A 24,218-nucleotide genomic window follows, 5' to 3' on the forward strand; every position below is an offset into this window, starting at 1 on the left:
TCTGGCTTTCGAAGTATGCGAGATCAGGCGGTGAGAGCGGCCGCGCCGTGCAGGGTGCCGAGGCCGCCCAACGCAGCCGGCACCACCTGCAGCCCGTCGAGGAACTTCAGGCGCGCGTGCAAGGCGATCGACTCCCGGATCGGATCCCACAGCGGCGGGCCGGCCTGAGCGAAGCCGCCGCCGATCACCACCACCCGGACGTCCACCAGTGCGACCGCCGATGCGATGGCCTGACCGAGAGCCACTCCGGCGCGTTGCAATGCGGTGACGGCGAGCGGTTCGCCCGCGGCGGCATCCGTAGCCAGTTCGACACCGGTGTTCCCGGGCCAGCCCTGCTCCCGAGCCCACCGAACCGCCGAGGGGCCGCTGGAGACGGTCTCGACGCACCCGATTCCGCCGCACGCGCAGGGCGTCGTCGAACCGGGGACGACGATGTGGCCGATGTGCCCGGCATTGCCACTGGCTCCGGCGACGATCTTCCCGCCCAGCACCAGACCTCCGCCGATGCCGGTGGACACCACGAGGCTCAGCACGTCCGGTATCCCGACAGCGGCACCGAATCGATGCTCACCCAATGCCGCTGCGCTGCCGTCCATGGCCAGAAGTACCTCGGCGTCGGGCAGTGCGGCGGAGATGTGCTCGCGCAGGCCGAACCCGTTCTTCCACTCGTCGACGTTGATCGGCGCGACCGACCCTGTGACGAGGTCGACCGGACCGGAGCACGCGACCCCGACCTGTGTCACGTCGACGCTTCCGACGACCCCGTGCAGCAGTTCGGCACAGGCCTCCCACACGCCGGTGGCCGGTGTCGGAACTGTCTCCGGGAGCTGCGGACGTCCGTCGTCGCCGACGAGTGCCGCTGTCATCTTGGTGCCGCCGATGTCGAGCGCGAGTGCCGTCATCGATCCAGGTTATGCGGGAGTGGAGCCTGCGGAATGACCCATTGGCTATCCAGTCGGTTTCAGGACCAGGACGAGGTTGCTGCCGAGGAACTCGCGGAGTATCGGTACACGCATCATCCACCATGCCCAGCGCGGATGATAGCGCGGAAACGCGGCCAGTAGCGTTGCGTTGGGAGTGCTTCGCGCCCAACGTAATCCGTCTGCCGCGCTGATGTCGAACAGGGATTCGCCGAATCGGTTCTTGGGTTCGTGTCCGGTGGTGCGGGCGTAGCGTCGGGCCGCGTATTCGCCGCCGAGATAGTGCCACGGCCGGGTCTCGTGGCCGCCGAACGGGCCGAACCAGATGGTGTACGAGAGCACCGTGAGGCCGCCGGGTTTGGTGACGCGCAACATTTCCTCGGCCATGGTCCACGGCTCGCGGACGTGCTCGGCGACGTTCGACGAGAAGCAGATGTCGACGCTGTCGTCGCGGAAGGGCAGTGCCATGCCGGAGCCGCGCACCGAACCGGGGATCTGCAGTCCGGCGGCGTGCATTTCCGAGGCGTCGGGTTCGACGGGCAGATAGCGCGCGCAACTCGCGCCGAAGACGTCGGCGAAGTATCCGGGTCCGCCGCCGACGTCGAGCACCGTGGCCGCCGACATGTCGGTGCCGGTCAGGCCGCGGTACAGGTCTCCGATCAGTTCGACGGAATCACGGGCCAGGGCGCCGTAGAAGATGTCCGGAGAACTCTGCTCGTGCCCGAAGTCCTTCAGGAGCTTCACCGAGCGACGCAGTGTCGCGCGAGAGGCGAACAGTCGTGTCACGGCGGAAGTCACGAAAACGAACCCTAGCGGTTAGTGTGGCAGCGGTATTCGACGACGGTCGAGAAGCGAGCACGGTGGATGGGGTGAAGCGAGCGGTGCGCGAGGTTCTGTTGCTGTGCTGGCGCGATACCGGGCATCCGCAGGGCGGCGGCAGCGAGCGCTACCTCGAGCAAGTAGGCGCGGGCCTGGCTCGACGAGGTGTCCGTGTCACGCTGCGGACGGCCTCCTATCCCGGTGCTCCGGCCGAGGAGATCGTCGACGGCATCCGGATCAGTCGCGGTGGTGGTCGTCTGTCGGTGTATCCCCGCGCTCTGGGCGCCATCGCCGCCGGTCGGCTCGGTTTCGGGCCGCTCAAAGGGATCTCCCCGGATGCCGTGATCGACACCCAGAACGGCATTCCGTTCTTCTCCCGCGCAGTACTCGGTGTGCCGGTGACGCTGCTGGTGCATCACTGTCACCGTGAGCAGTGGCCGGTGGCGGGCCCGATGATGGCCAAGCTCGGCTGGTGGCTCGAGTCGACGATCTCACCGAAGGTGCACCGCCGCAATCAGTACCTGACCGTGTCGTTGCCTTCTGCAGACGAGCTGATCGCTCTCGGTGTCGACCGGGAGCGCATCGCCGTGGTCCGCAACGGTGCCGACGACATCCCACTGTCTGTACCGGAAGGCGGCGAGGACACCCGCACGCCCCACCCGTCCTTGTCCGTGCTGTCGAGGCTGGTTCCACACAAGCAGATCGAGGACGCGATCGACGTCGTGGCTGCACTGCGCGGCAGCATTCCCGACATCCATCTCGACGTCATCGGCGGCGGGTGGTGGGAACGGAATCTTCGCGAGTACGTCACGAGCCTGGGCGTCGATCGATACGTCACCTTCCACGGTCACGTCGACGAGGAGCGCAAGCATGCACTGCTCGGTCGGTCGTGGGTGCATGTGATGCCCTCCCGAAAGGAGGGCTGGGGCCTCGCCGTCGTCGAAGCTGCCCAGCACGGTGTTCCCACGGTGGGCTATCGCAGCTCCAAGGGACTCACCGATTCGATCATCGACGGCGTCACCGGTGTTCTCGTGGGTGGTTCGACATCCGGAGCCGAGGACCGCGATGTGTCCGCGCTGACCGGTGCCGTTGCCGAACTGCTGCAGGACGCAGAGGCCCGCACCCGCCTCGGTGAGAAGGCACGAGTCCGCGCGGGTGAGTTCTCCTGGGGCCAGTGCGCCGACGGCGTGTTCTCGGTGCTCGACGGGACGACGCGCGGCACCTGGTCGTCAGGCCTGGTGGGGTCGGCCGACGCGCACACGCCTGCCGAATCGGCTCAGGAGTCCTACCGCTAGTCCGCCGAGCAACAGCAGTGCCCACGCCAGATGTGCGAGCACAACGGCTGTTGCCGAACGACTTTCGAGCATCGCCGGATCCGGCACCCGATAGAGGCTCAGTTCCTCGTCGGAGTACACGGCGTCGAGTCGGTCCAACGTCTGCTGCGCATTGCCGAGCTCGCCCGGAGTCGTGTTCTCCACCAGTACCCAGCCGACACCCAGGGCCGCGAGAGTGTCCGCGGAGTCGCCTGCGAGCAGAGCGTTCTGCACGTCCGTCGCCCGTTTTCCTTCCCCGCGGACCGTGCCGCCTGCGACGAGGAGTTCACCGGTCTGCAGTACGTCGAGCGGCAGCATGCGGGGTGCGGGATCGAGAACGGGTGCTGAGCCGCTGTAGGGAAAGCGTCGGAACATTCCGGCGGGAAGGACGGCCACGTCGCCGTCCTGGTCGGCGAGTTCCGCCGAGACGGCCCGCCACGACTGCGGGTACGTCACCGGTTTCAGTGCGCTGCCGACGCCCCAGCCGAGGTCGGGGAGCGCAATGAGCAACGCCAGCACGGCCACGCCCCCCGGCAGCCATGCATTGCCGAATCGGGTGCGCCGGGACGCCAACCAGCTGACACCGGCCGCAGCGGCGAGAGCGTATATCGGCATGGCCAGCGCGACCCACTTCTGCGAATCGCGGAGCAGACCGGCCCCGGGGACGGTGTCGCCCAGTACACGAGCCGCCGCCAACCCCGGTCCGGTTGCTGCCAGCGCAGGAAGCACGATGGCAGCGAGCGCAACGACACTCAGGCCCACGATCACCGGATTGCGTCGACGCAGATACAGCGGCCGTATCCCGAGAGCGACGACGGTCAGCAACAGGACCGTCCCCACGACAGCGAAAAGTCCTGTCCGAGAACCGGGTACGGCATCGGAGTTCCAGATTCCGCCGAGACCGGCCAGGCTACCCACCGTGCCCAGACCCGGTTCGGCGCGTGCTGCGAACGCAGCCCAACCCGCCGGATCCGCCGGTTCGACGCCACCGCCCGACACCATCGTCGCCGTCAACCACGGCGCCGACGCGACGGCGGCGATCGCGAGGGTGGCGACCACGCGCAGGCCGCGTCGGGCACCCCCGGGGAGGGCGACGACGAGTAGCGCGACGGTTGCCGCCAGCAACGCACCGGTGGGAGTGAGCCCGGCCGCGGCCAGGCAGACGGCGAGGGCCCACCAGGAGCGACCGGACCTGACCGCGAGTGCGGCGACCACCGTCCACGGGAGGGCGGCGTAGCCGACGAGCAGACTCCAATGTCCTTGCAGCAGGCGTTCGGCGACGTAGGGGTTCCACACGGCCACCGTCGACGCGACGAGCAGCGCAGGCAGTGGTGCGGTGGGCAGCATCCTCTGCGCCATCACCGCCGCGCCCCAGCCGGCCATCCACAACGCCAGCAGCAGAACGGCCTTGACCACAAGGCCGCCGTCGAACACCGTGGTCAGGGCCGCGATCGTGGCATCCTGCGGCACTGCCCGCGCGGCCGCGTCGGCGATTCCCCAGGCGGAGTCGGTGAAGTAGGAACGGGGGGTGCTGACGGCGTCGCGAAGCAGGAGATATCCAGGGCCGAGCAGTGGTCCGAGAACGACGAGCGAGAGCAGCAGGCTGTAGAGCGGCGGCGTCCACCTCGACCTCGACCACGCCATGATCGGCACCCTATACCGTGGACGCATGTCGTTTCGCGCCTCGTCCGAGGCAGACCACCCGGCGGGTGCGTCCGTCGCCGGGATGGGGATGGTGACGGCCGGCTCGATGTTCGCCAATGTCGTGGCGTATCTGCTGCAGGTGCTCGCGAGTCGCATGCTCGGTGTCGAGGGTTACGGCGAGTTTGCGAGTCTTCTTGCGGTGCAATTGGTTCTGGCGGTCCCGGCGTTGGCGTTGCAGTCCGTCGTCGCGCGCGAGGTGGTGCGCGGCCGCAGTTCGCGCGAGCTGCGTGGTGTCGGCTACCGCTGTGCGGCGGTCGTGGGTGTGCTGGCTCTCGCTGTGTCCCCGGCGTTGTCGGCGGCCATGGACGTCTCCGCAGCGGCGACGGTGTCGGCCGTGATCGCTGCGCCGGTGCTGGTGTTGTTGGCCGCGGAGCAGGGGCTGCTGCAAGGACGCGGCCGGTTCGGCGCACTCAGCGTGGTGTTGGCGGCGGCCGGTTTCGGCAAGGTGGCGCCGGCGGTGGTCGTGTTGCTGCTCGGCGGCGGCCCGGGTTCGGTGCTGCTGGCCACGGCGGCCGGTATCGGGGTGGTGGCCGTCGGCGCGCGGTCGGCCGCTGGAGTGCCGGTGAACGCGGTGTCGGAAACCAGGGTGACCGTTCTGACGGTGCTGCAGGCCTCGCAGGTGCAGTTGGTGCTGATCGCGATGTCCGCATTGGATCTGGTGCTGGCTCGGTCGTTGCTCAGCAGTACCGAGGCCGGGCTGTACGCGGTCGGTGCCGTCGCGTCCAAAGCGGCGTTCTGGCTGCCGCAGGCGGTCGGAGTGGTGTTGTATCCGCGCATGGCGAACCCGCTGCACTCGGCTGCCGCAGTGCGATCGGCGCTGACCGTCGTCGCCGGACTCGGCACGGTACTGGTACTCGGGGGCGCGCTGGCGTCGCCGCTACTTCCTGTGGTTGTGGGTGACACGTATTCCGGTGTGCAGCAATACTTGTGGCTCTTCGTACTGCAGGGGGCGTGCCTGGCGGTACTGCAGAGCGCACTGCTGTGGGCGATCGCGGGGGAGCGCACCCGCCTGGCCCTCGTCGCCTGGTTCGCCCTCGCGGTCGAGGTGCTGCTGTTGCTGTTCGTGGCGTCCACCCTGGCCCAGTTCGTCACCGTCGCAGCCGTTACCGCCGCAGTCACGATGGTCGTCGTGTGCGCAGTCGTTCTGTTCGGAGACAGGATCAGTCGCCGGCAGGTCTGATCTCGCCGATGATCTCGAAGTCGACAGCACCCGCCAACGCCAGATAGATCGGTTGCGAAACGTGGCCGTCGGACAGAAACAGGTGCCCACGGGCACCGGTGAACGACACCGAATCGGATACGGATTCGATGATGCGAACATCTGCTGTGCCTGCCCTGTTCACCAGCGCGCCCAACAGTTTGATGCCCTCGTAGCACGACTGTCCCAGTGCGCCGACGATCGGCGCATCGACCCCGAATGAACGAGCGAAACGAGCCGAGAATCCCAAACTTGCTTCGGTGGCGAGGGTTTCGAAATAGCCGGACGCGACGTAGAGCCCGTGGGTGTTCTCGCCGCCGGCCGCCAGCAACATGTTCTCGTCCATCAGTGGACTGAGGCGGATGCAGTGCGCGTCCAGCCCGGCACCGGCGAATTGCTGATGGAAATGGACTGCGTCGTCGCCGATGAGGAGGACCACGGTCGCGTCGGCACCCGACCGCTCGATCGCGGTGACGGTCCTTGCGAAGTCGCTCGTGCCGACCGGTGCGAACTCCGCGTGCACCACCGATGCGCCCAGCCCACGGAGCCGAGTTGCGGTGATGGAAGCGCTCTTTCGGGGCCAGACGTAGTCGTTTCCGACGATTGCCCAGCGGCGTCGTCCGAATTCGCGAACGAGGAACTCCAGCGCCGGCACCAGCTGGTTGGCAGGGGTCTCACCGGTGATGAACAGTCCCGGGTAGCGGTCGCCGCCCTCGTACATGGAGGTGTACACGTACGGAATCCGTCCGAGCGTCACCGGAATGACGGCTCGCCGTACCGCCGAGGTGTGCATCCCCGCCACCGCATCGAGGGCACCGGCATCGAGCAGCGTCGCGACCTCGTGGGCCACCGTCACCGGATCGCGGCCGCCGTCGATGGACATCAACTCGACGCGGCGGCCCAACACACCGGCCGAGGCGTTGAGTTCGTCCCTGGCCAGCTGGGCCGACAGCTCGCTCGACGGTCCGATGATGCCGAACGGTCCGGACATCGGAAAGATCAGGCCGACGCGAAACGTGTCGAACCGATCGCTGTTCATCGTGCCGTCCGTCCGCTCGGTGTCTCTTCGCGGTTCGCTTCACCATAGAATCGCTGAGAGAGACTGTAGCGCCGACGCAGGAACCGAGCAGGGGGACGATCACGTGGATCACCAGGATGCTGCGTCGGCAGCGCGTTTGCTCACCGTGGTCGAGCGGGCCGTGTCGGATCGATTGCGCGCCACCCTCGTGCCGTGGGAATTGGACCTCGAAGAATGGCGAGTGCTGTCGTTGTTGTCCGACGGTGAGGGACACACGATGGCCGAGACAGCGGAGTTCGCATTGCTCTCCCCGCCGACGTTGACCAAGGCGGTCAACCGGCTGGTCTCCAACAATCTGGTGCACCGCCGTACCGGCACCGTCGATCGTCGCCAGGTGCTGATCCGCTTGACGGCCCGTGGGAAGGCGAAGCACGACGCGGCCGCCCCGATGATGAACGACGCCGCGGCGATGGTCTTCCCGTCGGAGTCGGATCGTGAGCTGTTGCAGTCTCTGCTCCGGGCCCTCGAGACCAACGCGAAGACGGCCTCGATCACCCACTGACCTTTCTCGGCGTCCGGTCTCGGACGCGGTCTCCGCCGTAACCTGCCAGGTCGGCCGCTTTCGTGATCTCTTTTTAACATGTTTCACATTGCAATAGTGTCCACGGAAAGTATTGTTCCGATGCAGCGCAGCCAGCGCTCTCGCCGCGAACCGAAGTGGACACCCGTTCATGAACATGAAGAAATACTTCGAGGGGCCAGCGACCAGCCTCGACGATCAGATCGAAAGCTACGCAACCTCCCGAGTGCCCGACGACCAACGCTGGCGGCGGCCGGCGATCCTGCTGGTCCTCACCGGCAACGTGACCGCGATGTTCTGGTTCGCCCTCGGCGGCCAGATCGGGTTTCTGGTGGGATGGCCGATGTTCCTGATCCCCGTGGCGTACATGGTGATCGGTGCGACGCTCGTCGGCAGCCTCATCATGCGTATCGCCAGCCAGGAGGGTCTGTCGCTGCCACTGCTCACCCGCGGGCTCGGATTCGGAACCAAGGGTTCTGCCGTCGCCTCGCTCGTCTACGCGGTCAACTACGTGTTCTACTTCATTTTCGAGGGCAGCATCGTCTCGCACGGGCTCAGTGAGCTCGCGGGGATCGATATCGACTCCGCGTGGGCCACAGTGGTATTCGCGCTGGTCGCACTCGTGGCGCTGTTCTTCTCCTGGCGCGGTATGCACTCGATGAACATTCTGCAGCGATTCGGGATGCCGATCTTCCTGATCCTGTTCGCCGTCGGTATGTACATGCTCGCCAGCGGTTACGTACTCGTCGGGCCCGGCGAATGGGAAGCGACCGGAGGATTCACCGCCACCGCACTGTGGCAGGCGTTCAGCCTCGCGAACGGGCAGGTCGTGTTCCAAGCACTCATCGCCACCGACTACGGACGGTTCGTCAAGAAGAGCGTCAGCTATGTCGGAACGGCCGGACTGATGCTGGCAGAACTGCTGATGATCGTCGTCGTGATGATTCTCGGTGTGTTCCTCGGTTTCACGATGCTGCGTCATTTCACCGGAACCACTGCAACACCGGAACTCTCGGCCACCGACCCGGGATTGTACTTCGCCATCGTCATGGGTCTGCTCGGCGTGATCTTCGCGGTGGTCACCCAGGTTCGCATCAACGTCATGAACCTGTATTCAGGATCCCTCGCCCTGTCCAACGCGTGGGATGTGCTCTCGCCCAGGAAGGTCGGGCGTCAATGGTGGATGGTGGCGCTACTGGTGGTGGGCGTGCTGTGCTACCCCGTCAACATTCTGCAGTACACCGACAAGTTCCTGGCCGTCACCGGCATCATGACCAACACCTGGATCTTCATTCTGCTCGCGGACTACTTCGTGTGCAGAAGACTGCTCGGCCTGGCTCCACGCGACAACATCGAGTTCCGCGAAGGGCGAGTGCGCAATTGGAACCCCTGCGGCATCATCGCCATGGCAGCGGGCGTCGCGGTGGGCGGACTCGGCGTGTTCGGCCTCTACCCGTCGTATTACGCGTCGTTCATCGCCATGCTTCTCGGTCCTCTTCTCTACGTTCCGCTCACGATGGCAACCCGCGGACAGTTCTACGAACCACCGAAATCGAACGATCCCCTCATCGCCGAAAGGATTGTGGCGTCATGACATTCACTGCAGCGGCCGTCCAATTCGAGCCCACTCTGTTCGCCAAGGAATCGAACGTCGCCGCTCTGAGCGACCTCGTGGAGAAGGCGGCGTCGGACGGAGCGCGCCTGATCACGACACCCGAAATGGCAACCACCGGCTACTGCTTCCACGACACCGAGGAAGCGGCAACCGTCGTCGAACAGATCCCCGGCCCCACCACCGAGACGTTCGCCGAGATCGCCTCGCGTCGTAACTGCTACATCGTCGTGGGCATGCCCGAAGTCGATGCGACGAGCGGATTGTTCTACAACAGTGCAGTTCTCATCGGTCCCGAGGGAATCGTCGGCACACATCGCAAGACGCATCCGTACATCGCCGAACCCAAATGGGCGGCCCCGGGCGATCTCGGGCACCAGGTGTTCGAGACCCCGCTCGGTCGCATCGCACTGCTCATCTGCATGGATCTGCACTTCCTGGAGACGGCGCGAGTGGCTGCGCTTCAGGGTGCCGACGTGATCTGCCACATCAGCAACTGGCTCGCCGAACGCACTCCTGCCCCCTACTGGATCAGTCGGGCCTTCGAGAACAACTGCTACGTCATCGAGAGCAATCGCTGGGGTCTCGAACGAACCGTTCAGTTCAGCGGCGGCACCTGCATCATCGAACCCGACGGAAACGTGGCCGGCCGCCTCGACGTCGGTGACGGTATCGTTCTCGGCGACATCGACATTCGTCGCACACGAGAGGCCGGGCCCGTGCGCAGGCCGAATCTGTACCGTGACCTGCAGACCAACACGTACGCGTGGAACCCGCTCGATTTCTTCACCCTCTACGGCCACTCGCCCTTACCGGCCGGGCGGACTTCGTCGGTGAGCGTCGTGCAATGCACTCCGGGGACGTCGATCGACGGCAATCTCGACGACATCGAGCAGTGGGCCGCCGTCCTTGCAGGCGCGAGCGATCTCATCGTGTTTCCCGAACTGTCCGTCACCGGGCCGGTCTCCGCGGATCGCCCGCCGCGCGAGGTCGGGGAGTCGATCGACGGGACGTCGCTCTCACGCGTCGTCGATATCGCTGCCCGGCATGGTGTTTCGATGGTCGTCGGTGTGGCCGAGCACGACATCGGTTCCGATCGGGTGTACAACTCCGCAGTGCTGGTTCAGCCGGACGGAACCTGCACGGCGTACCGCCAGATCCATCTGTCCGTCGAACACACCTCGCTGTTCGATGCGGGCGACCGCTGGATCGTCGTCGACCTTCCCGTCGGGAGAGTGGGAATGCTCGTCGGTCACGATGCACTGTTGCCGGAGGCCGGCCGAATTCTGGCGCTGCGTGGCTGTGATCTGATCGTTTGCCCGGCCGCACTCGCAGGCACCTTCGTCGGCTCCCACCCGGGAACCGACATCCCTCATGCAGCAGAGATTCCCACCGGAGCCGATCCCACGCACTGGCATCACATGCGCGTCCGGGCAGGCGAGAACAACGTGTACTTCGCCTTCGCCAACACGATCGACGCCGACCGCGAAATTGCCGGACACAGCGGAGTATTCGGGCCCGACACCTTTGCCTTCCCCCGAACCGAAGCCCTCGTGGAGAGCGACGCACCGGGCCACGCGACCTGCGTCGTGGACACCACGAGCCTGGGCGGGGCGTACCCCACCAACGTCGTGCGCCGCAAAGACCTCGTGCTGATGCGGCAACCACACCAGTACGGAATCCTCTCGACTGCCTGAGTGGCCGAAAACGCCAGTGGCGTGGTCATGTGCCCGCTGGGGCACACAACCACGCCACTGGCTATCTGGTCGTTCCGCAGGCTCTACTCCTGCATAGGCACTTACTCCTTGGAGAGGTTCGTCCTCGGAATCTCTTCCGTGCGATCGGTCGTCCAGTCGCGGTTCGGTGCGGTGCCGCCACTGGGGGTCGGGCGAGGACCGGTGTCGGTGCGGGCCGGCTGACGGTGTCCACCGTTGCCGCCGCCGCGCAGCAGCAGAACGACTCCGGCGATCAGCGAGATGACACCGAGGATGCCGGCGACGATCGGAACGGTGCGGCCGAAGAGCGACAGCTTGTCCTGTCCGTCCTTGGCCTGCTGGATCTGGTACTCGACGGTGTTCTCGTCGAACGTGATCGGGGCCTTCAGTACGTCGACCTCGGGACGGCCTGCCTCACGGCCGTAGTACTGGTGGATCTGCTCTTCGCCCTTGACGACGACGCCGGTCTCGGGCTCGACCCACAGGGTGCGGGTGTTCTCGTACCAGCGGGTCATCGTCACCGGTGCGGTTCCACCTTCGACGCCCCAGGTGTCGGCGGGCAGCGTGACCTTGTTGGTCGGCAGGTTCACCACGGTCGACAGGTCGACCGGTCCGACGGTCTGCTGGTACTGGTACACCGGCGTGCCGTTGATCTCGGTTTCCTCGACGAAGTCGATGTCCTTCGAGGCGCGCGCGTTGACGTCGAAGTACGGGTAGCTCTTCTGCTCGGCATTGAACGGGAACTTGTACTGCAGACCGGTGTGGGCCACTTCCTCGGCCGGCTTGTCGCCTGCCACCTGAATGGTGCCGATCGGGCTCTCGACGGGCATCGAGGTCTTGCGGTCGATGCTCACGCGGTCGACCGTGGCGGTCAGCAGTCCGGTGTCGGCCTGCTTGTCGGTGCGGCGCAACGTCTGTCCGGCCTGAAGAGTCATGATGTCGGCGTCGGAGGGATCCTCGACGGTGACGAATCGCTGTGAGGTCAGCGGAACGTTCTGATCGACCACGGCGCGACCGGCGGCCAGCGACCGCGCGTCGAGGACGCTTCCGGTGCCGGTGGAGACGGTGGTGACCTCGAGGTCGAGTGGAGTCTTCTCGAGCGCCGAGACGGTGTAGGTGGGGATGAGGATGGCGGCAACCACCAGAAATGCGCCCAAGCCGATGAGAACAAGGGCCAATATCCGGCTCGGCCCTGAGCGCTCCGCCATGCTGAATCTCCTTAGTCGACCGCTTCACTGGAAGACACCGCAGGCGGGATCGTACGAATTCCCCGATGCGCTGCCCGATTTCTTACGACACGTCGCAGGTGACAGTAACAGTCGACAGTGGCACCGGTCTCGTCCATGCCGGTTCGACACGGCACACTTGAGCCACCATGAGCACTCGAGTCCACTCGGCGTCCGTCGTACCGTTGCGTGCCTTCGTGCCCGCTCTGGAGGGGATGCGGGCAGTTGCCGCGCTCGGCATCGTCGTCACCCACGTCGCATTCCAGACCGGGGCCGCCAATTCCCCGCTGATGGGCCGAGTCTGGGGCCGGTTCGATCTGACGGTGGCGATCTTCTTCGCGCTGTCGGGATTTCTGCTGTGGCGCCCGCATGCCGCGCAGGCCCGCGGACTCACGCAGGCGCAGCCCACTCGCCGCTACTTCTGGTCACGCGCAGTGCGCATCCTGCCCGCCTACTGGGTGGTCACGGTGCTCGTCCTGCTGTTTCTGCCGCACGCAGGCGGGGACTATCGGGTGTGGCTGGCCAACCTGTCGCTGACCCAGGTGTTCGTACCGTTGACACTGACCGAGGGCATGACGCAGATGTGGTCGTTGTCGGTCGAAGTGGCGTTCTATCTGTTGCTGCCGCTGTTCGCCTGGCTGATGATCCGGCTTCGGGGATCGTCGGCGAGGTACCGGGTGTGGGTTCTGCTCGCTGCGTCCGCGGTGACGCTCTCCTGGGCGTTCATTCCGATCGCGACACCGGAAGCCATCCATCACGACAACTGGTTGCCCGGCTACTTCCCGTGGTTCGCCGCCGGCATGGTGCTCGCCGAAGTATCGGTCGGTCCGCAGATGTGGGTGCATCGTTGGGCGCGTCGCACATGGGTGATGCCCGCGATCGCGGTGACGGCATTCGTTCTGTCGGCGACGCCGCTGGCGGGCCCACAAGGATTGGTGCGGCCCGAGCCGTGGCAGTTCGAGCTCAAGATCGTCTTCGGTGCCGTGCTGGCGTTCGCGATGCTTTCGCCGTTGGTGCTGGCCGATTCCGGCCGCAGGCATCGGGTGTTCGAGCATCCGGTGATGCTGACCCTCGGCCGCTGGTCGTACGGGATCTTCATCTGGCATCTGGCCGTGCTCGCCGTCGTGTTCCCGGTGTTCGGCATCGTCCCCTTCTCGGGCGACATGTGGTTCGTGCTGACGGTGACCCTGGCGCTGTCGATTCCGGTCGCTGCCGCGAGCTATGCGCTGGTGGAAGAGCCGGCCCGGCGCAGGTTCGCGCCGAAGAAGGCGGTCACGGCTTCCGCATCGCGCTGACGGCCAACGCGACGATGCCGATCAACGAGGCCAGCTGCACCGCGTAGGACCCGCCCACATATCCGTCGGCCGACCGCCACGGCCCTAGTGAGAGCAGCGCTGCTCCCAGCAGGGCGAATCCTCCTGCTGCGCACACCGATACGCGAGACGTGAGCTCCGACCCGTAACGGCGGTTCAGCAGCGCCGAGCCGGCACCGAGAACCAGCACCGAGATCGCTCCGACGACGCCTGCCAGCACGATCGCCGCGCCGAGCAGCGCCGCGAACGCCACCGGGGTGCTACGCCAGGGCCTGGGCGCGGGGCCCGGATCGACGACGCCGCGGGGCCGTCGCACCGCCGCGATCAGCAGCGGAATCAACAGCAGTAGTCCGCCGAAGATCCCGAGTCGGTACCAGCGGTCGGTGGTGAAATCCAACGACACCGTGCCCGACGCCCCGGCCGGGACGATCCAGGCCTGCTGCCAGCCGTCGACGACCACCGGGGTCAGTTCGGTCCCTCCGGGTGTCGTTGCCCGCCAGCCACTGTTGTTGCTTTCGGGGATGACGAGCAGGCGATCCGAGGTGCTCGAGGTGAGGGTCACTTCGCGGTGATCGGGGCTCCATGCTGTGGTGCGCGCCGCCTGCGGTGCAGACGTGTCCGGCCACAACGCCGGAATGGGCATGGCGCGCAGTCGAAGCCCGTCGACGAAGAACGACGCTCCGGGTTCGACGACGATGTCCTGGCGTCCCTCGGGGAGCGATACGGGATTGACGAAATTTTCGTTCACCGGGATGTCCGCGTCGCAGACCGATGCGGGTAGAGCTGCGCCGGAACGGAATTGGTCTGCGGTGGCCGTCACCGAGGTGCGCACCGTCTGCCCCGCGATGGACACCAGGGGCCCGTCGAAGCAGTCGACCGTGATCTGCCGGTCACCGTCGTACGGCGGCCCGATCGGCTCACCGGCGGACAACGGTGTGACCTCGGCAAATCCGGGCGGTTGAGATTGGATGAAGCCCAACGAGTTTCGGTCGAGTACGCCGTCCCAGTCCACGATGGACAGCACGATCCTGTCGGTCACGTACGGTGCCAACGCGAGTGTCGTCGAACCGTCGGTATCCACATCGCGCACCATCGGACCGTTGCCCAGATTCACTGCCACCCGCGTGGGGTGGGCAGGCAGCGCGCCGAGGCTGGGGCTCAGCTCGAGCCCGTCCACCAGTGTCGGAGCGGGCAATTGGATGGTGAGAGTGGGGTCGGTGCCGGCTCGATCGGTGATCGACTTCTCCGGTGCCGTCCACGACGTACGCGGGTCGCCGTCGGTGGCGGCGAAGGCTGAACCGTCGAGGTCCGCGACGTCGGACGCCCCACTCGCCAACGGCCGGCCGGGCTGGGCCAGCAGGGCCTCGAGCTCGGGGGACTGCCGCGTGCGCACCGTCAGCTCGGGGATCACCGCGGTGCCCATCGGGACGTCGATCGTGCGCGAGAAGCGGCCCAGTTCCTCCGGCGACTTGGACAGTCCACTGCTGCACCGGATTCGATCGTCGGTGTCCAGGCAACCGGAGCGGCCCGGAAATTCTTGGCCCAGCTCCCACGCGTCGACGCTCGCGCCCGCGGGAGTGGGTGGCAGTACCGCGCGATGCACGATGGAGACCTGCTTGGGGTTGTCTCGATCGGAGTAGTCGTCCACCGACACCTCGCTGATGCCGAACTGACTGCCCCGGGTGCCGTCGACCGTCGACTTCGCGGTGATGCGCAGCCACGGAGTTTCACCACCGGGCAGCGACACCGTCATCGGGTCTCCCGGCTTGTCCACCCGGGCCGCCGTCGAGCCGTTCGCAGTGGTGACCTCGACCCACTTGACCGGGTCTCCGATCGTTCCCGGGCTGGTCCGCATGTGCAGCAGCCCGCCGCGCACCGGAGTATCGAAATCGAGTTGAAGCCATTGCCCCACAGCGCGTTCGATGCCGTTGCTGATCCAACCGGTGGCCAGGTCACCGTCCACTGCGGCCGCGACCCCACTGCCGGGCGCACTGCCCCCGATCTGAGTCGCGTCCGACGCCGAACTCGACGCGGTCAACGTCGCGCCTTCCCACTCCGCGTCCACGGTCTGCGCCCCGTACACCGGATAGTCGGGCACCTCGTTGAGCGAACGGCGGGGCTCGTCGGCGGCCCGCAACGCGGAGTTGTGATTGTCCACCTGACCGAAGTCGGTCTCGCGATTCATCGGTGTGTCGGTCACCGTCACCGAATCGACGGGCAGGCCCGCAGCAGCTGCATCCGCCGCCAACAGCGTCGGCCCGGCCGGAACGGGCAGGCGAACACCGTTGTTGCGCAACTCGTTCGATCGCAGAATCGACTCGGGCCCGCCCTGCACCACCGGCACCCGATCCACATCGACCGTGTACGGACCGGAGGCAGGTACGTCCGCTGCGGCATCGACCGCGTAGATCTCGACGGCCGGATACGGAGGCCGTAGATCGCCGTCCAGAACCACCCCGTCCACCTGACCGGGCGCCACGTCCTCGCCGAACTCTGCCACCTTCTCGAGCCCCGGCGAACCGTCGAGCACGCGGTGGACGGACGCCGGTCGGGTGGACCGCGAATCCTCCGGGTCCAGGTCGTTGCGCACGACGACGTAGCTGATGCCCTGTCCCACAAGGGTGTCGGCCAAGCCGGTCGACGGCCTGCCGTCGGCGAAGAGTCGTTGCACCGAGTCGAGGGCGCGAATGGCACCGGGCGGCGTGAGCGGCACCGCATCTCGGACGGCCCAGGGTGTGGTCGCGAGAGCCTGCAACGGCTCGTCGCGCGTCAGGCCCCAGGTCTGCAGAGCGAACGGTGCGCCGGGCACGATCAAGGCGCGCTGCGCGTCGGAACCGTCGGGACTCGAGCCGGAGGCATGGTCGGTGAGCCAGTCCGCGGCGTCGTGCCAGTACTGCGGCACGGCCTCGTACGCACCGCGCGGCGCCAGCTTGCCCGTCCATGCCAGCGCTGTCGAGAGCGTCAGCGCCACCAGGATCAGCGCGGTCACCGCCATCATCGGGTGCTTCTCGGGATGCGCGACGGCCGCTCGCCACGTCGGCCGTGGAACCGAACCCGGCAGTGGAACCCGGGCCAGCAGATGAGCGAGGCCGAGTACCAACGGGATTCGGATGACCGGCTCTAGTTTGTGAATGTTGCGCAGAGGCGCGCCCGCGGAATCGAGGAACACTCGCACGGTTGCCGCGAACGGACCGTCGAGATCGCCGACGAACCCCGCGCCCAGGCCGACGAGACCGACGAACAACATGATCGTCAACCGGCCGCGGTCCGGCATCGAGCGCATCGCCAGACCCGCAATGCCTGCGGCCGCGATCAAGCCGGTCGCGATCACGGCAGCAGGCTGAGTCACCAGCACGGCGCCCGCCACCCGCTCGGGAGAGACGAACGGGGTCCAGCTGCCGGTACCGCGCAGCACCTCGGTCAGCGACGTCCACTGGGTCGTCGTGCCGGACGATTCGATGTAGTCGAGAAACGGCGGAGAGACCTTGCCCAGCAACAGCAGTGGGACGATCCACCACAGTGTCGCCAGCACCAGAAAGCCGGTCCACCAGGCCGCGAACACCAGCCAGCGGCGGTTCGGCCGGTGACACAGCAGCCAGATGACGGCCACCAGAACGGCGGCGGCCGTCGCGACGGCATTGACCGCGCCCATCAACGCCACGGCCAGCGCCGATTGTGCCGCCGCACGCCGAACCGTATTTGTTGCGGACCGACTGTTCAGGCAACGAACGATGGGAACGAGCACCCACGGCGCGAGCATCATCGGCATCGTCTCCGAGGAGATCGACGCCAGAGTGGTGATCACCCTGGGGGACAGCACGAATGCTGTCGCTGCGATCAGACGGGAAGTGCGACTGCCGACACCGAGTGCCTCGGCGAGCCGGACGATTCCCCAGAAGCCGGCGACGAGCAGCAGTGCCCACCAGATGCGCTGCGTGATCCACGGTGGGATCGACAGCAGATCACCGCCGGCGAAGAACGCTCCGTGCGGGAAGAAGTAGCCGTAGGCCTGATTCTGCACCTGGCCCAGCGGTGCGGCGCTGTTCCACTGATGCGAGGCGCGTTCGAGAAATCCGAGAGGGTTCTGCGCCAGGTCGTACTTGGTATCGGCGACGGTGAAGCCCGGGACCTGCAGAAACGTGAGCAGGAATGCGAGAGCGGAGACTCCGAAGAGCCAAATCCGACCGAGCGGCTCGGCCGAGATCAACGATCCACGTGAGCGACCAGCGTCAGCGGCTGCCGTACTCAACCTGGTTCAGCAAGGACGAGTCGGCGTTTCCGGTGCGATCGATGTCCGGCCGAGAGTTGTCTGCTGCACCGGCGGTGACTCCGAATACGACGCCGGCACCCAGTACGGCTCCGACGACGGCGGCAATGACACCCGGGACAGCGAACTTCATCTCGGTTCTCCAGTCAGTCGGCTCAGTGAAGCAGTGGGCGAGGTTGTCCCCCACGCGGGCATCACGGTATCACCTGCACCCTGTGAACCGGCCGGTGGACGCGTTACTTTCCGGGAGGAACGATCAGCACGGGTCGATGGCTGTGCCGCAGCACGTGCTCGGCCACCGAGCTCTGCAGTAGGGCCCGCAGCCCCGTGGTGCCTCTGGTGCCGGTGACGATGATGTCGACGTTCATCTCGTCGGCCTTCTCCACGATCGCGCTCCAGATGGCGGTGGTGCATTCGGTGCACTGGCCTTCCACCTTCAGGCCTGCGGCCTCGGCCAGGGCGACGCCCTCGCTGTTGGTCACCTTCGCATCGGTGAGAGCGACGTCCTCGGCCTCGTCGTCCGGCACCCACTCGGGCTGCATGACACCCGACAGACCCGACATCCGCGCTGCTTGACGCACCATCGGTTCCCAGGCCGTGACGACGATCGCGCGAGAGGTGGTGAGAAACCGTCCCGCATAGTCGATGGCTCGTTTGGCGTTGTCGGAACCGTCGTAGGCAATGAGTATGAGGTCAGCAGTCATGGTGGTGATTCTCCTCATGTCGCTTTCGTCCAGATTACCCCGCCCCCACCCCGGATCGATGTGGGTTTCGGTCGCTCGGAGTGCAACAAAGTCGCATTGATCCCAACCGGAGGGCGGTCAGCAACACGCAACTTCTCGGCTACCGTCGTATTCCATGCGACTTCGGTTTTCGGTTCGGTCCGCTGCAGCAGTGACGGTCGGGGTGGGGTTGCTCGTCTCATGTTCCAGTGAATCGTCGCAGGTGGCCTCGACGCAGTCGGCTCCGTCCTCGACGACGACCGCTGCGCAGACGACGGTCCCGCAGTCGACGCCTCCGCCGGCCGACGCGTGTGTCACTTTCGTCGACGGTCTGACCGAGCGGCAACGTCTTGCGCAGTTGCTCACCGTGGGCGTCACCGGAACGCAGGACGCGATTCGGATCATGTCCACCGAGCAGGTGGGCGGGATCTTCGTCGGCAGCTGGACCGACGAGTCGATGCTCGGTAACCGTGAGGTTCCGCAGGTGCTCGACGCGTCCGCGGTGGCACCGATGGTGACGATCGACGAAGAAGGCGGACGCGTGTCGCGGATTGCCGATCTCTTGGGTGCGGCACCGTCGGCGCGGGAACTGGCGCAGACGATGTCGGTGGACGAGGCGTATCAGGAGGCCTTGACGCGAGGCCGGGGACTGAAGGATCTCGGCGTCACCGTCGACTTCGCGCCGGTTGTCGACGTCAGTGCTCAGCCCGATGATTCGGTCATCGGCGACCGCTCGTTCTCCGACGATCCGCAGGTCGTCATCGAGTATGCGGGTGCGTACGCGAAGGGGTTGAAGGATGCGGGTGTCGAGCCGGTCATCAAGCACTTTCCCGGGCACGGCTCGGGTTCGGGCGATTCGCACACCGGGGCCGTCACCACGCCGCCGCTCGACGAGCTGAAAGGCAAGGATCTGCTGCCGTTCGCCGCGCTCGACACCACCGGAGTTGGCGTCATGGTCGGCCACCTCGACGTGCCAGGACTGACCGACCCCGGTGTTCCCGCCAGCATCAGCCCTGCGGCCATGGCGTTGCTGCGCGACGGCGTCGGATACGGAGCGAAGCCCTTCGACGGTCCGATCTTCACCGACGACCTCAGTGGCATGGCGGCGATCACGGCCCGGCTCGGGATCGTCGACGCGGTCGAGTCGGCGTTGGTTGCCGGAGCCGACGTGGCGTTGTGGCTGACCACCGATCAGGTGCCGGCGGTGTTGGACAATCTGGAGGACGCAGTGGCGACGGGACGCCTTCCCGCAGCCCAGGTGGACGAGGCGGCGGCGACGGTTGCTCGGTTCAAAGGGGCGTGCGGAGCCTGATCGGTCGTCGCTCGACCTTACTGTGGAGTAACGTCTAGTGCTTCGTACGTATTGGAGGATCCATGGCTGGCGGCACCAAGAGACTGCCCCGCGCCGTCCGTGAGCAGCAGATGCTCGACGCGGCAGTGGATGTGTTCTCCGACAACGGGTTTCACGAGACTTCGATGGATTCGATCGCCAAGAAGGCGGCCATCTCCAAGCCGATGCTCTATCTGTACTACGGCTCGAAGGACGAGCTGTTCGCTGCGTGCATCCATCGTGAGGGCCTCAAGTTCGTCGAGGCCCTGACGCCCGCGGCAGACCCGACCCTGACGCCGCGCGAACAACTGCGCCGCGCGCTGGTCGGCTTCCTCGGCTTCGTCGGCGAGAACCGGAAGTCGTGGATGGTGCTCTACCGCCAGGCGATCGGTCAGCAGGCTTTTGCCTCGCAGGTGCAGAGCAGCCGAGACCGGTTGATCGAGCTGACCGCAGGTCTGCTGGCGATGAGCACCAGAGACCCGGAACAGTCACAGAACTTCGGGCTGATGGCCGTCGCGTTGGTCGGGGCCGGTGAGGCCGTGGCCGACCGAGTGGCAGGCGGCGAAATCGAGGTCGACGCCGCAGCGGACCTCCTGGAAAACCTGGCGTGGCGCGGCCTCGCCGGCAAGAAAACTGCCACTACCTAGCTGGCCGCCACCTACACAGCCGAACTCGAAGTTATGGACGGAAAGCCGGGGAAGTCCGTCCATAACTTCGAGTTCGAGCTAACTCAGCGCAGGGTGCCCGTCAGATGCGGGTAACCCTTCTTCGGGTTCTTCAGTGACAGGTCCCAGCCGGTACCGACGGCATCGGCGTAGGCATTGATCGTCGCGGGCAGGATGATCGGCTTGCCGAATCGGATGCTGTACTTCACGGCCTCCGGGATACGACCTTCGACCGTCTGCAGTACCGCTGCAGCACTCCACATTCCGTGTGCGATGGTCTTCGGGAAGCCGAAAGCCTTTGCACCGAGCGAGGATACGTGGATCGGGTTGCGGTCTCCCGAGATGGCCGCGTACCGGCTGATGATCCGCTGATCGACGCGCAGGGTGCGGGTCGGGGGCGGCGGTACCTCGTCTGCAGGCGGTGTTTCACGGGGTCCACCCGAGAGCGAGGTCTTCTGCAGGCTCAGGAAGCTCGAGGTCTGTTTCCAGACCAGTTCGCGTCCCACCTTGACCTCGCTGATCAGGTCGACCAGCAAGCCCTTGCGGTGCTCGCGCAGATTCTCCGCGTGCACTCGAATATCCAGCGGCTCCGATGCCGAGATGCCGCGGAACTGCTCGATGACGTTCTCGGCGTGTACCGAACCGATGGCGGCGAACGGAAAGCCCTTGGACACCATCAGTTTCATCACTGTCGGGAACACGAGCGTGAACGGGTAGGTGATCGGGAGTTGATCGCCGAATCGCAGCCCCGTCGCGCGGCAGTAGCCGGCCAGGTTGTCCTGGTCCACTCGCAGGCCCTTGAGCTCGAACACGGTGCTGGGCACCGTCTTCGACTTGGACCCGAGGAAGGGCAAGGCACCCAGTGCAGCCGAGGTGTAGATCTGGGACGTCTTCGGCTGCTCGGTGAGCGTGACGGTGCTCATGCGCCGAGGAGGCTCTGGCCGCACACGCGCACGACCTGCCCGGTGACGGCGTTGGATGCGGGAGAAGCGAAGTAGGAGACCAACTCCGCGACGTCGACGGTCTCGCCGCCCTGCAGCAGCGAGCTCATGCGCCGTCCGGCCTCGCGGGTGGCGAACGGGATGGCCGCCGTCATCGCGGTTTCGATGAAGCCGGGGGCTACGGCGTTGATGGTGATGTTCTTCTTCGCGAGCACCGGTGCGGATGCGTGCACCAGGCCGATGACGCCGGCCTTGGAGGTGCCGTAGTTGGTCTGGCCGCGGTTGCCAGCGATACCGGCGATGGACGAGACGTCGACGACGCGTCCGCCTTCCTTGAGGGCACCCGAGGCCACCAATTCGTCGGTGATGCGTTGCGGCGCAGCAAGATTGACGCCGATGACGGAGTTCCAGCGGGCGTCGTCCATGTTCGCGAGGGTCTTGTCGCGGGTGATGCCGGCGTTGTGCACGATGATGTCGGCACCGCCGTGGCGCTCGAGCAGGTGCTTCGAGAGGACCTGGCCGGCGTCGGGCGAGGTGACGTCGAGGGCCAGCGAGGTACCGCCGACCTTGTTGGCCGTCTGCGAGAGTGCTTCTCCCGCTGCGGGAATGTCCGCGGCGATGACGGTGGCTCCGTCACGGGCGAGAACCTCGGCGATGGTGGCACCGATGCCGCGGGCAGCGCCGGTGACGACGGCTACCTTGCCGGCGAGCGGCTTGTCCCACGAGGCCGGTGCCTGCGAGTCGGCGTCGCCGACGACGATGACCTGGCCGTCGACGAAGGCGGACTTGGCCGACAGCAGGAAGCGCAGGGTGGATTCGAGGCCGGAGAGCCCGGTCGACGCGTTGGGGGAGATGTAGACGAGCTGAGCCGTCGCGCCGCGCTTGACCTCTTTGCCCACGCTGCGGGTGAAGCCTTCGAGGGCGCGCTGCGCGATGTGCTCGTCGACGCTCGACGTTTCTTCGGGGGTGGTGCCGATGACGACGACGCGAGCGGACGGTGCCAGGTTGCGGATGACCGGCTGGAAGAACTTGAACAGCTGCTCGAGCTCGGCGACGTTACCGATGCCGGTGGCGTCGAACACCAACCCGCCGTGCTTGTCGTCGTGCGGCTGCGACTGCGGGTAGTCCGAGAGCAGCTCACGCAGCGGCTCGACGAGGCGGCCGCTGCCGCCGATCAGGACCGGTCCGGCCAGTGGCGGCTCGCCTGCCTTGTAGCGGCGCAGCTTCTCGGGCTGCGGCAGGCCGGCCTGCTTGGCGATGAAGGCTCCCGGCGCGGACGCGAGGAACGTTGAGTAGAGATCTGGGGCTCCCTTGGAGGCTGCCACTGTCGTACCTTTCATTCAGCGCTGCTCGCTCTGAGGGCGAGGCGCACGACCGGGTGTCGACAACCAACTTACTCGCCAGTAAGATGAAACTCCACCAGGGCCATTCCCCACATGCTGGGGACGATGTTTGGAGACGTCAGTGACAAGCAAGCAGCTACGACCGGTCGCAATCGTCGGTGGCAACCGCATTCCGTTCGCGCGTTCGGACAAGAAGTACGCGCTGGCGTCCAACCAGGACATGCTCACCGCCACCATCGACGGTCTCGTCGCCCGTTTCGGTCTGCAGGGCGAGCGTCTCGGCCTCGTCGCCGCCGGTGCCGTGCTCAAGCACTCCCGGGACTTCAACCTCACCCGTGAGGTCGTGCTCGGCAGCGCGCTGAGCCCGTACACCCCGGCCTTCGACATCCAGCAGGCCTGCGGAACCGGACTGCAGTCGATCATCGCCGTCGGCGACGCCATCGCCTCGGGCCGGATCGACGCCGGTATCGGCGGCGGCGTGGACACGACGTCCGACGCTCCGATCGGCGTCAACGACGAACTGCGCGAGTTCCTGCTCTCGCTCAACCGGGCGAAGAGCACCACCGCTCGCCTCAAGCTTCTCGGCAACGTCCGTCCCGGCATGCTCGGCATCGAGATCCCCCGCAACGGTGAGCCGCGTACCGGCCTGTCGATGGGTGATCACGCCGCCATCACCGCGAAGGAATTCGGTATCCGCCGCGAGGACCAGGACGAACTGGCCGCAGCGAGCCACCACAACATGGCGGCCGCATACGACCGCGGATTCTTCGACGACCTGGTGACGCCGTTCCTCGGCCTGACCCGCGACGACAACCTGCGTCCGGGATCGACCGTCGAGAAGCTGGCTACTCTCAAGCCGGTCTTCGGAACCAAGCTGGGCGACGCCACCATGACGGCCGGCAACTCGACTCCGCTGACCGACGGCGCGTCGGCTGCGCTGCTGTCGAGCGACGAATGGGCTGCCGAGCGCAACCTGCCGGTGCTGGCGCACCTCGTCGATTCCGAGACCGCCGCCGTCGATTACATCCACGGCAACGGATCGTTCAAGGACGGCCTGCTGATGGCCCCGACGTACGCGATTCCGCGTCTGCTCGCTCGTAATGGCTTGACGCTGCAGGACTTCGACTACTACGAGATCCACGAAGCATTCGCCTCGGTGGTGCTCGCGACGCTGCAGGCGTTCGAGAGCGACGCGTACTGCAAGGAGCGTCTGGGACTCGACGGTGCGCTCGGTTCCATCGACCGCAGCAAGCTCAACGTCAACGGATCCTCGCTCGCCGCGGGCCACCCGTTCGCCGCAACCGGTGGACGCATCGTCGCGTCGCTGGCGAAGATGCTGGCCGAAAAGGGTTCGGGCCGCGGCCTGATCTCGATCTGCGCGGCCGGTGGCCAGGGCGTCACCGCCATCATCGAGCGCTGATCACCGCAGCTTCGGCTGCTCCCCGCTACGGGGACACGATCTGGGGGTCACAGGGTCGGCGGATCCGGCAAACGAGGGGTTTTCGGATCTGCTGATCACAACGTCGAAAAGG

The 24,218-nt window shown here is 66.3% G+C and carries 19 protein-coding genes; 9 read left to right on the plus strand and 10 right to left on the minus strand.

The window, feature by feature from the left end; all coding sequences use genetic code 11:
- Positions 1-23 precede the first annotated feature (23 nt).
- Positions 24-902 (minus strand): ROK family protein, encoded by an 879-nt coding sequence (locus AB0P23_RS09635; RefSeq protein ID WP_219519464.1) that lies wholly within the window; start codon positions 900-902, stop codon positions 24-26.
- Positions 903-947: 45 nt separating this feature from the next.
- Positions 948-1,718: a class I SAM-dependent methyltransferase gene (locus AB0P23_RS09640; RefSeq protein ID WP_230073183.1), complete on the minus strand. Its 771-nt coding sequence runs from the start codon at positions 1,716-1,718 to the stop codon at positions 948-950.
- Between the two features lie 83 nt (positions 1,719-1,801).
- On the opposite strand from AB0P23_RS09640, the gene AB0P23_RS09645 reads away from it, so the two are divergent.
- A complete protein-coding gene (locus AB0P23_RS09645; RefSeq protein ID WP_287454628.1) occupies positions 1,802-3,034 on the plus strand; it encodes a glycosyltransferase family 4 protein in 1,233 nt (410 codons plus the stop codon).
- Here AB0P23_RS09645 and AB0P23_RS09650 read toward each other — a convergent pair.
- A complete protein-coding gene (locus AB0P23_RS09650; RefSeq protein WP_363797357.1) occupies positions 2,969-4,696 on the minus strand; it encodes a hypothetical protein in 1,728 nt (575 codons plus the stop codon). The genes AB0P23_RS09645 and AB0P23_RS09650 overlap by 66 nt on opposite strands.
- Before the next feature lie 25 nt (positions 4,697-4,721).
- Between AB0P23_RS09650 and AB0P23_RS09655 the strand changes: the two genes are divergently transcribed.
- Positions 4,722-5,936 (plus strand): polysaccharide biosynthesis protein, encoded by a 1,215-nt coding sequence (locus AB0P23_RS09655; RefSeq protein WP_363797359.1) that lies wholly within the window; start codon positions 4,722-4,724, stop codon positions 5,934-5,936.
- Here the strand turns inward: AB0P23_RS09655 and AB0P23_RS09660 are convergent.
- Entirely contained in the window at positions 5,917-6,993 is a 1,077-nt protein-coding gene (locus AB0P23_RS09660) for a substrate-binding domain-containing protein (RefSeq protein WP_032374809.1), read from the minus strand. The genes AB0P23_RS09655 and AB0P23_RS09660 overlap by 20 nt on opposite strands.
- A gap of 103 nt (positions 6,994-7,096) precedes the next feature.
- On the opposite strand from AB0P23_RS09660, the gene AB0P23_RS09665 reads away from it, so the two are divergent.
- The 3 genes from AB0P23_RS09665 (at position 7,097) to AB0P23_RS09675 (ending at position 10,861) form a co-directional block, all read left to right on the plus strand.
- The gene (locus tag AB0P23_RS09665) at positions 7,097-7,534 is read left to right on the plus strand and encodes a MarR family transcriptional regulator (RefSeq protein ID WP_032367431.1); all 438 of its coding nucleotides are present in this window, start codon (positions 7,097-7,099) and stop codon (positions 7,532-7,534) included.
- 169 nt (positions 7,535-7,703) lie between these two features.
- Complete coding sequence (locus AB0P23_RS09670; protein WP_052073940.1) at positions 7,704-9,146, plus strand: cytosine permease; 1,443 nt, start codon at positions 7,704-7,706, stop codon at positions 9,144-9,146.
- Positions 9,143-10,861, plus strand: coding sequence for a nitrilase-related carbon-nitrogen hydrolase (locus AB0P23_RS09675; RefSeq protein WP_363797361.1), 1,719 nt, complete (start codon positions 9,143-9,145; stop codon positions 10,859-10,861). The genes AB0P23_RS09670 and AB0P23_RS09675 overlap by 4 nt, the downstream gene beginning before the upstream one ends.
- 101 nt (positions 10,862-10,962) lie before the next feature.
- Here AB0P23_RS09675 and AB0P23_RS09680 read toward each other — a convergent pair whose 3' ends face one another.
- Positions 10,963-12,087 carry a DUF3068 domain-containing protein gene (locus AB0P23_RS09680; protein WP_032374812.1) on the minus strand — a complete coding sequence of 375 codons (1,125 nt, stop codon included), beginning with the start codon at positions 12,085-12,087 and terminating at the stop codon, positions 10,963-10,965.
- A gap of 167 nt (positions 12,088-12,254) precedes the next feature.
- Between AB0P23_RS09680 and AB0P23_RS09685 the strand changes: the two genes are divergently transcribed.
- Positions 12,255-13,400 (plus strand): acyltransferase, encoded by a 1,146-nt coding sequence (locus AB0P23_RS09685; RefSeq protein WP_080733364.1) that lies wholly within the window; start codon positions 12,255-12,257, stop codon positions 13,398-13,400.
- Here the strand turns inward: AB0P23_RS09685 and AB0P23_RS09690 are convergent.
- The 3 genes from AB0P23_RS09690 to AB0P23_RS09700 all read right to left on the minus strand — a co-directional run bounded on the left by AB0P23_RS09690 (position 13,378) and on the right by AB0P23_RS09700 (position 18,389).
- Complete coding sequence (locus tag AB0P23_RS09690) at positions 13,378-17,625, minus strand: alpha-(1->3)-arabinofuranosyltransferase (protein ID WP_363797362.1); 4,248 nt, start codon at positions 17,623-17,625, stop codon at positions 13,378-13,380. The two genes, AB0P23_RS09685 and AB0P23_RS09690, sit on opposite strands and share 23 nt — an antisense overlap.
- A gap of 22 nt (positions 17,626-17,647) precedes the next feature.
- Positions 17,648-17,818, minus strand: coding sequence for a DUF2613 domain-containing protein (locus AB0P23_RS09695; protein WP_072692026.1), 171 nt, complete (start codon positions 17,816-17,818; stop codon positions 17,648-17,650).
- A 103-nt stretch (positions 17,819-17,921) separates the two neighbouring features.
- Positions 17,922-18,389, minus strand: coding sequence for a universal stress protein (locus tag AB0P23_RS09700; protein ID WP_027495380.1), 468 nt, complete (start codon positions 18,387-18,389; stop codon positions 17,922-17,924).
- A gap of 154 nt (positions 18,390-18,543) precedes the next feature.
- Between AB0P23_RS09700 and AB0P23_RS09705 the strand changes: the two genes are divergently transcribed.
- On the plus strand, positions 18,544-19,719 hold the full coding sequence (locus tag AB0P23_RS09705) for a glycoside hydrolase family 3 N-terminal domain-containing protein (protein WP_363797364.1): 1,176 nt from the start codon (positions 18,544-18,546) through the stop codon (positions 19,717-19,719).
- 62 nt (positions 19,720-19,781) lie between these two features.
- Positions 19,782-20,384, plus strand: coding sequence for a TetR/AcrR family transcriptional regulator (locus AB0P23_RS09710; protein ID WP_027495382.1), 603 nt, complete (start codon positions 19,782-19,784; stop codon positions 20,382-20,384).
- Between the two features lie 83 nt (positions 20,385-20,467).
- Here AB0P23_RS09710 and AB0P23_RS09715 read toward each other — a convergent pair whose 3' ends face one another.
- Positions 20,468-21,325 carry a MaoC/PaaZ C-terminal domain-containing protein gene (locus tag AB0P23_RS09715; RefSeq protein WP_032369490.1) on the minus strand — a complete coding sequence of 286 codons (858 nt, stop codon included), beginning with the start codon at positions 21,323-21,325 and terminating at the stop codon, positions 20,468-20,470.
- The gene (locus AB0P23_RS09720) at positions 21,322-22,668 is read right to left on the minus strand and encodes a 3-oxoacyl-ACP reductase (protein ID WP_032383209.1); all 1,347 of its coding nucleotides are present in this window, start codon (positions 22,666-22,668) and stop codon (positions 21,322-21,324) included. Before AB0P23_RS09720 ends, AB0P23_RS09715 begins: the two co-directional genes overlap by 4 nt.
- 139 nt (positions 22,669-22,807) lie before the next feature.
- On the opposite strand from AB0P23_RS09720, the gene AB0P23_RS09725 reads away from it, so the two are divergent.
- Positions 22,808-24,106, plus strand: a complete 1,299-nt coding sequence (locus AB0P23_RS09725) for an acetyl-CoA C-acetyltransferase (RefSeq protein WP_032374814.1) — start codon at positions 22,808-22,810, stop codon at positions 24,104-24,106.
- Positions 24,107-24,218: the final 112 nt, after the last annotated feature.

This window comes from Rhodococcus sp. NPDC077669, assembly GCF_040686915.1.
Taxonomy (GTDB): domain Bacteria; phylum Actinomycetota; class Actinomycetes; order Mycobacteriales; family Mycobacteriaceae; genus Rhodococcoides; species Rhodococcoides fascians.

Bases quoted from the DNA above. Each gene is read 5' to 3' on its own strand.
- AB0P23_RS09635 (WP_219519464.1), bottom strand. From the start codon at position 902: ATGACGGCACTCGCGCTCGACATCGGCGGCACCAAGATGACAGCGGCA.
- AB0P23_RS09650 (WP_363797357.1), bottom strand. From the start codon at position 4,696: ATGGCGTGGTCGAGGTCGAGGTGGACGCCGCCGCTCTACAGCCTGCTG.
- AB0P23_RS09655 (WP_363797359.1), top strand. From the start codon at position 4,722: ATGTCGTTTCGCGCCTCGTCCGAGGCAGACCACCCGGCGGGTGCGTCC.
- AB0P23_RS09660 (WP_032374809.1), bottom strand. From the start codon at position 6,993: ATGAACAGCGATCGGTTCGACACGTTTCGCGTCGGCCTGATCTTTCCG.
- AB0P23_RS09670 (WP_052073940.1), top strand. From the start codon at position 7,704: ATGAACATGAAGAAATACTTCGAGGGGCCAGCGACCAGCCTCGACGAT.
- AB0P23_RS09675 (WP_363797361.1), top strand. From the start codon at position 9,143: ATGACATTCACTGCAGCGGCCGTCCAATTCGAGCCCACTCTGTTCGCC.
- AB0P23_RS09680 (WP_032374812.1), bottom strand. From the start codon at position 12,087: ATGGCGGAGCGCTCAGGGCCGAGCCGGATATTGGCCCTTGTTCTCATC.
- AB0P23_RS09685 (WP_080733364.1), top strand. From the start codon at position 12,255: ATGAGCACTCGAGTCCACTCGGCGTCCGTCGTACCGTTGCGTGCCTTC.
- AB0P23_RS09695 (WP_072692026.1), bottom strand. From the start codon at position 17,818: ATGAAGTTCGCTGTCCCGGGTGTCATTGCCGCCGTCGTCGGAGCCGTA.
- AB0P23_RS09700 (WP_027495380.1), bottom strand. From the start codon at position 18,389: ATGACTGCTGACCTCATACTCATTGCCTACGACGGTTCCGACAACGCC.
- AB0P23_RS09705 (WP_363797364.1), top strand. From the start codon at position 18,544: ATGCGACTTCGGTTTTCGGTTCGGTCCGCTGCAGCAGTGACGGTCGGG.
- AB0P23_RS09710 (WP_027495382.1), top strand. From the start codon at position 19,782: ATGGCTGGCGGCACCAAGAGACTGCCCCGCGCCGTCCGTGAGCAGCAG.
- AB0P23_RS09715 (WP_032369490.1), bottom strand. From the start codon at position 21,325: ATGAGCACCGTCACGCTCACCGAGCAGCCGAAGACGTCCCAGATCTAC.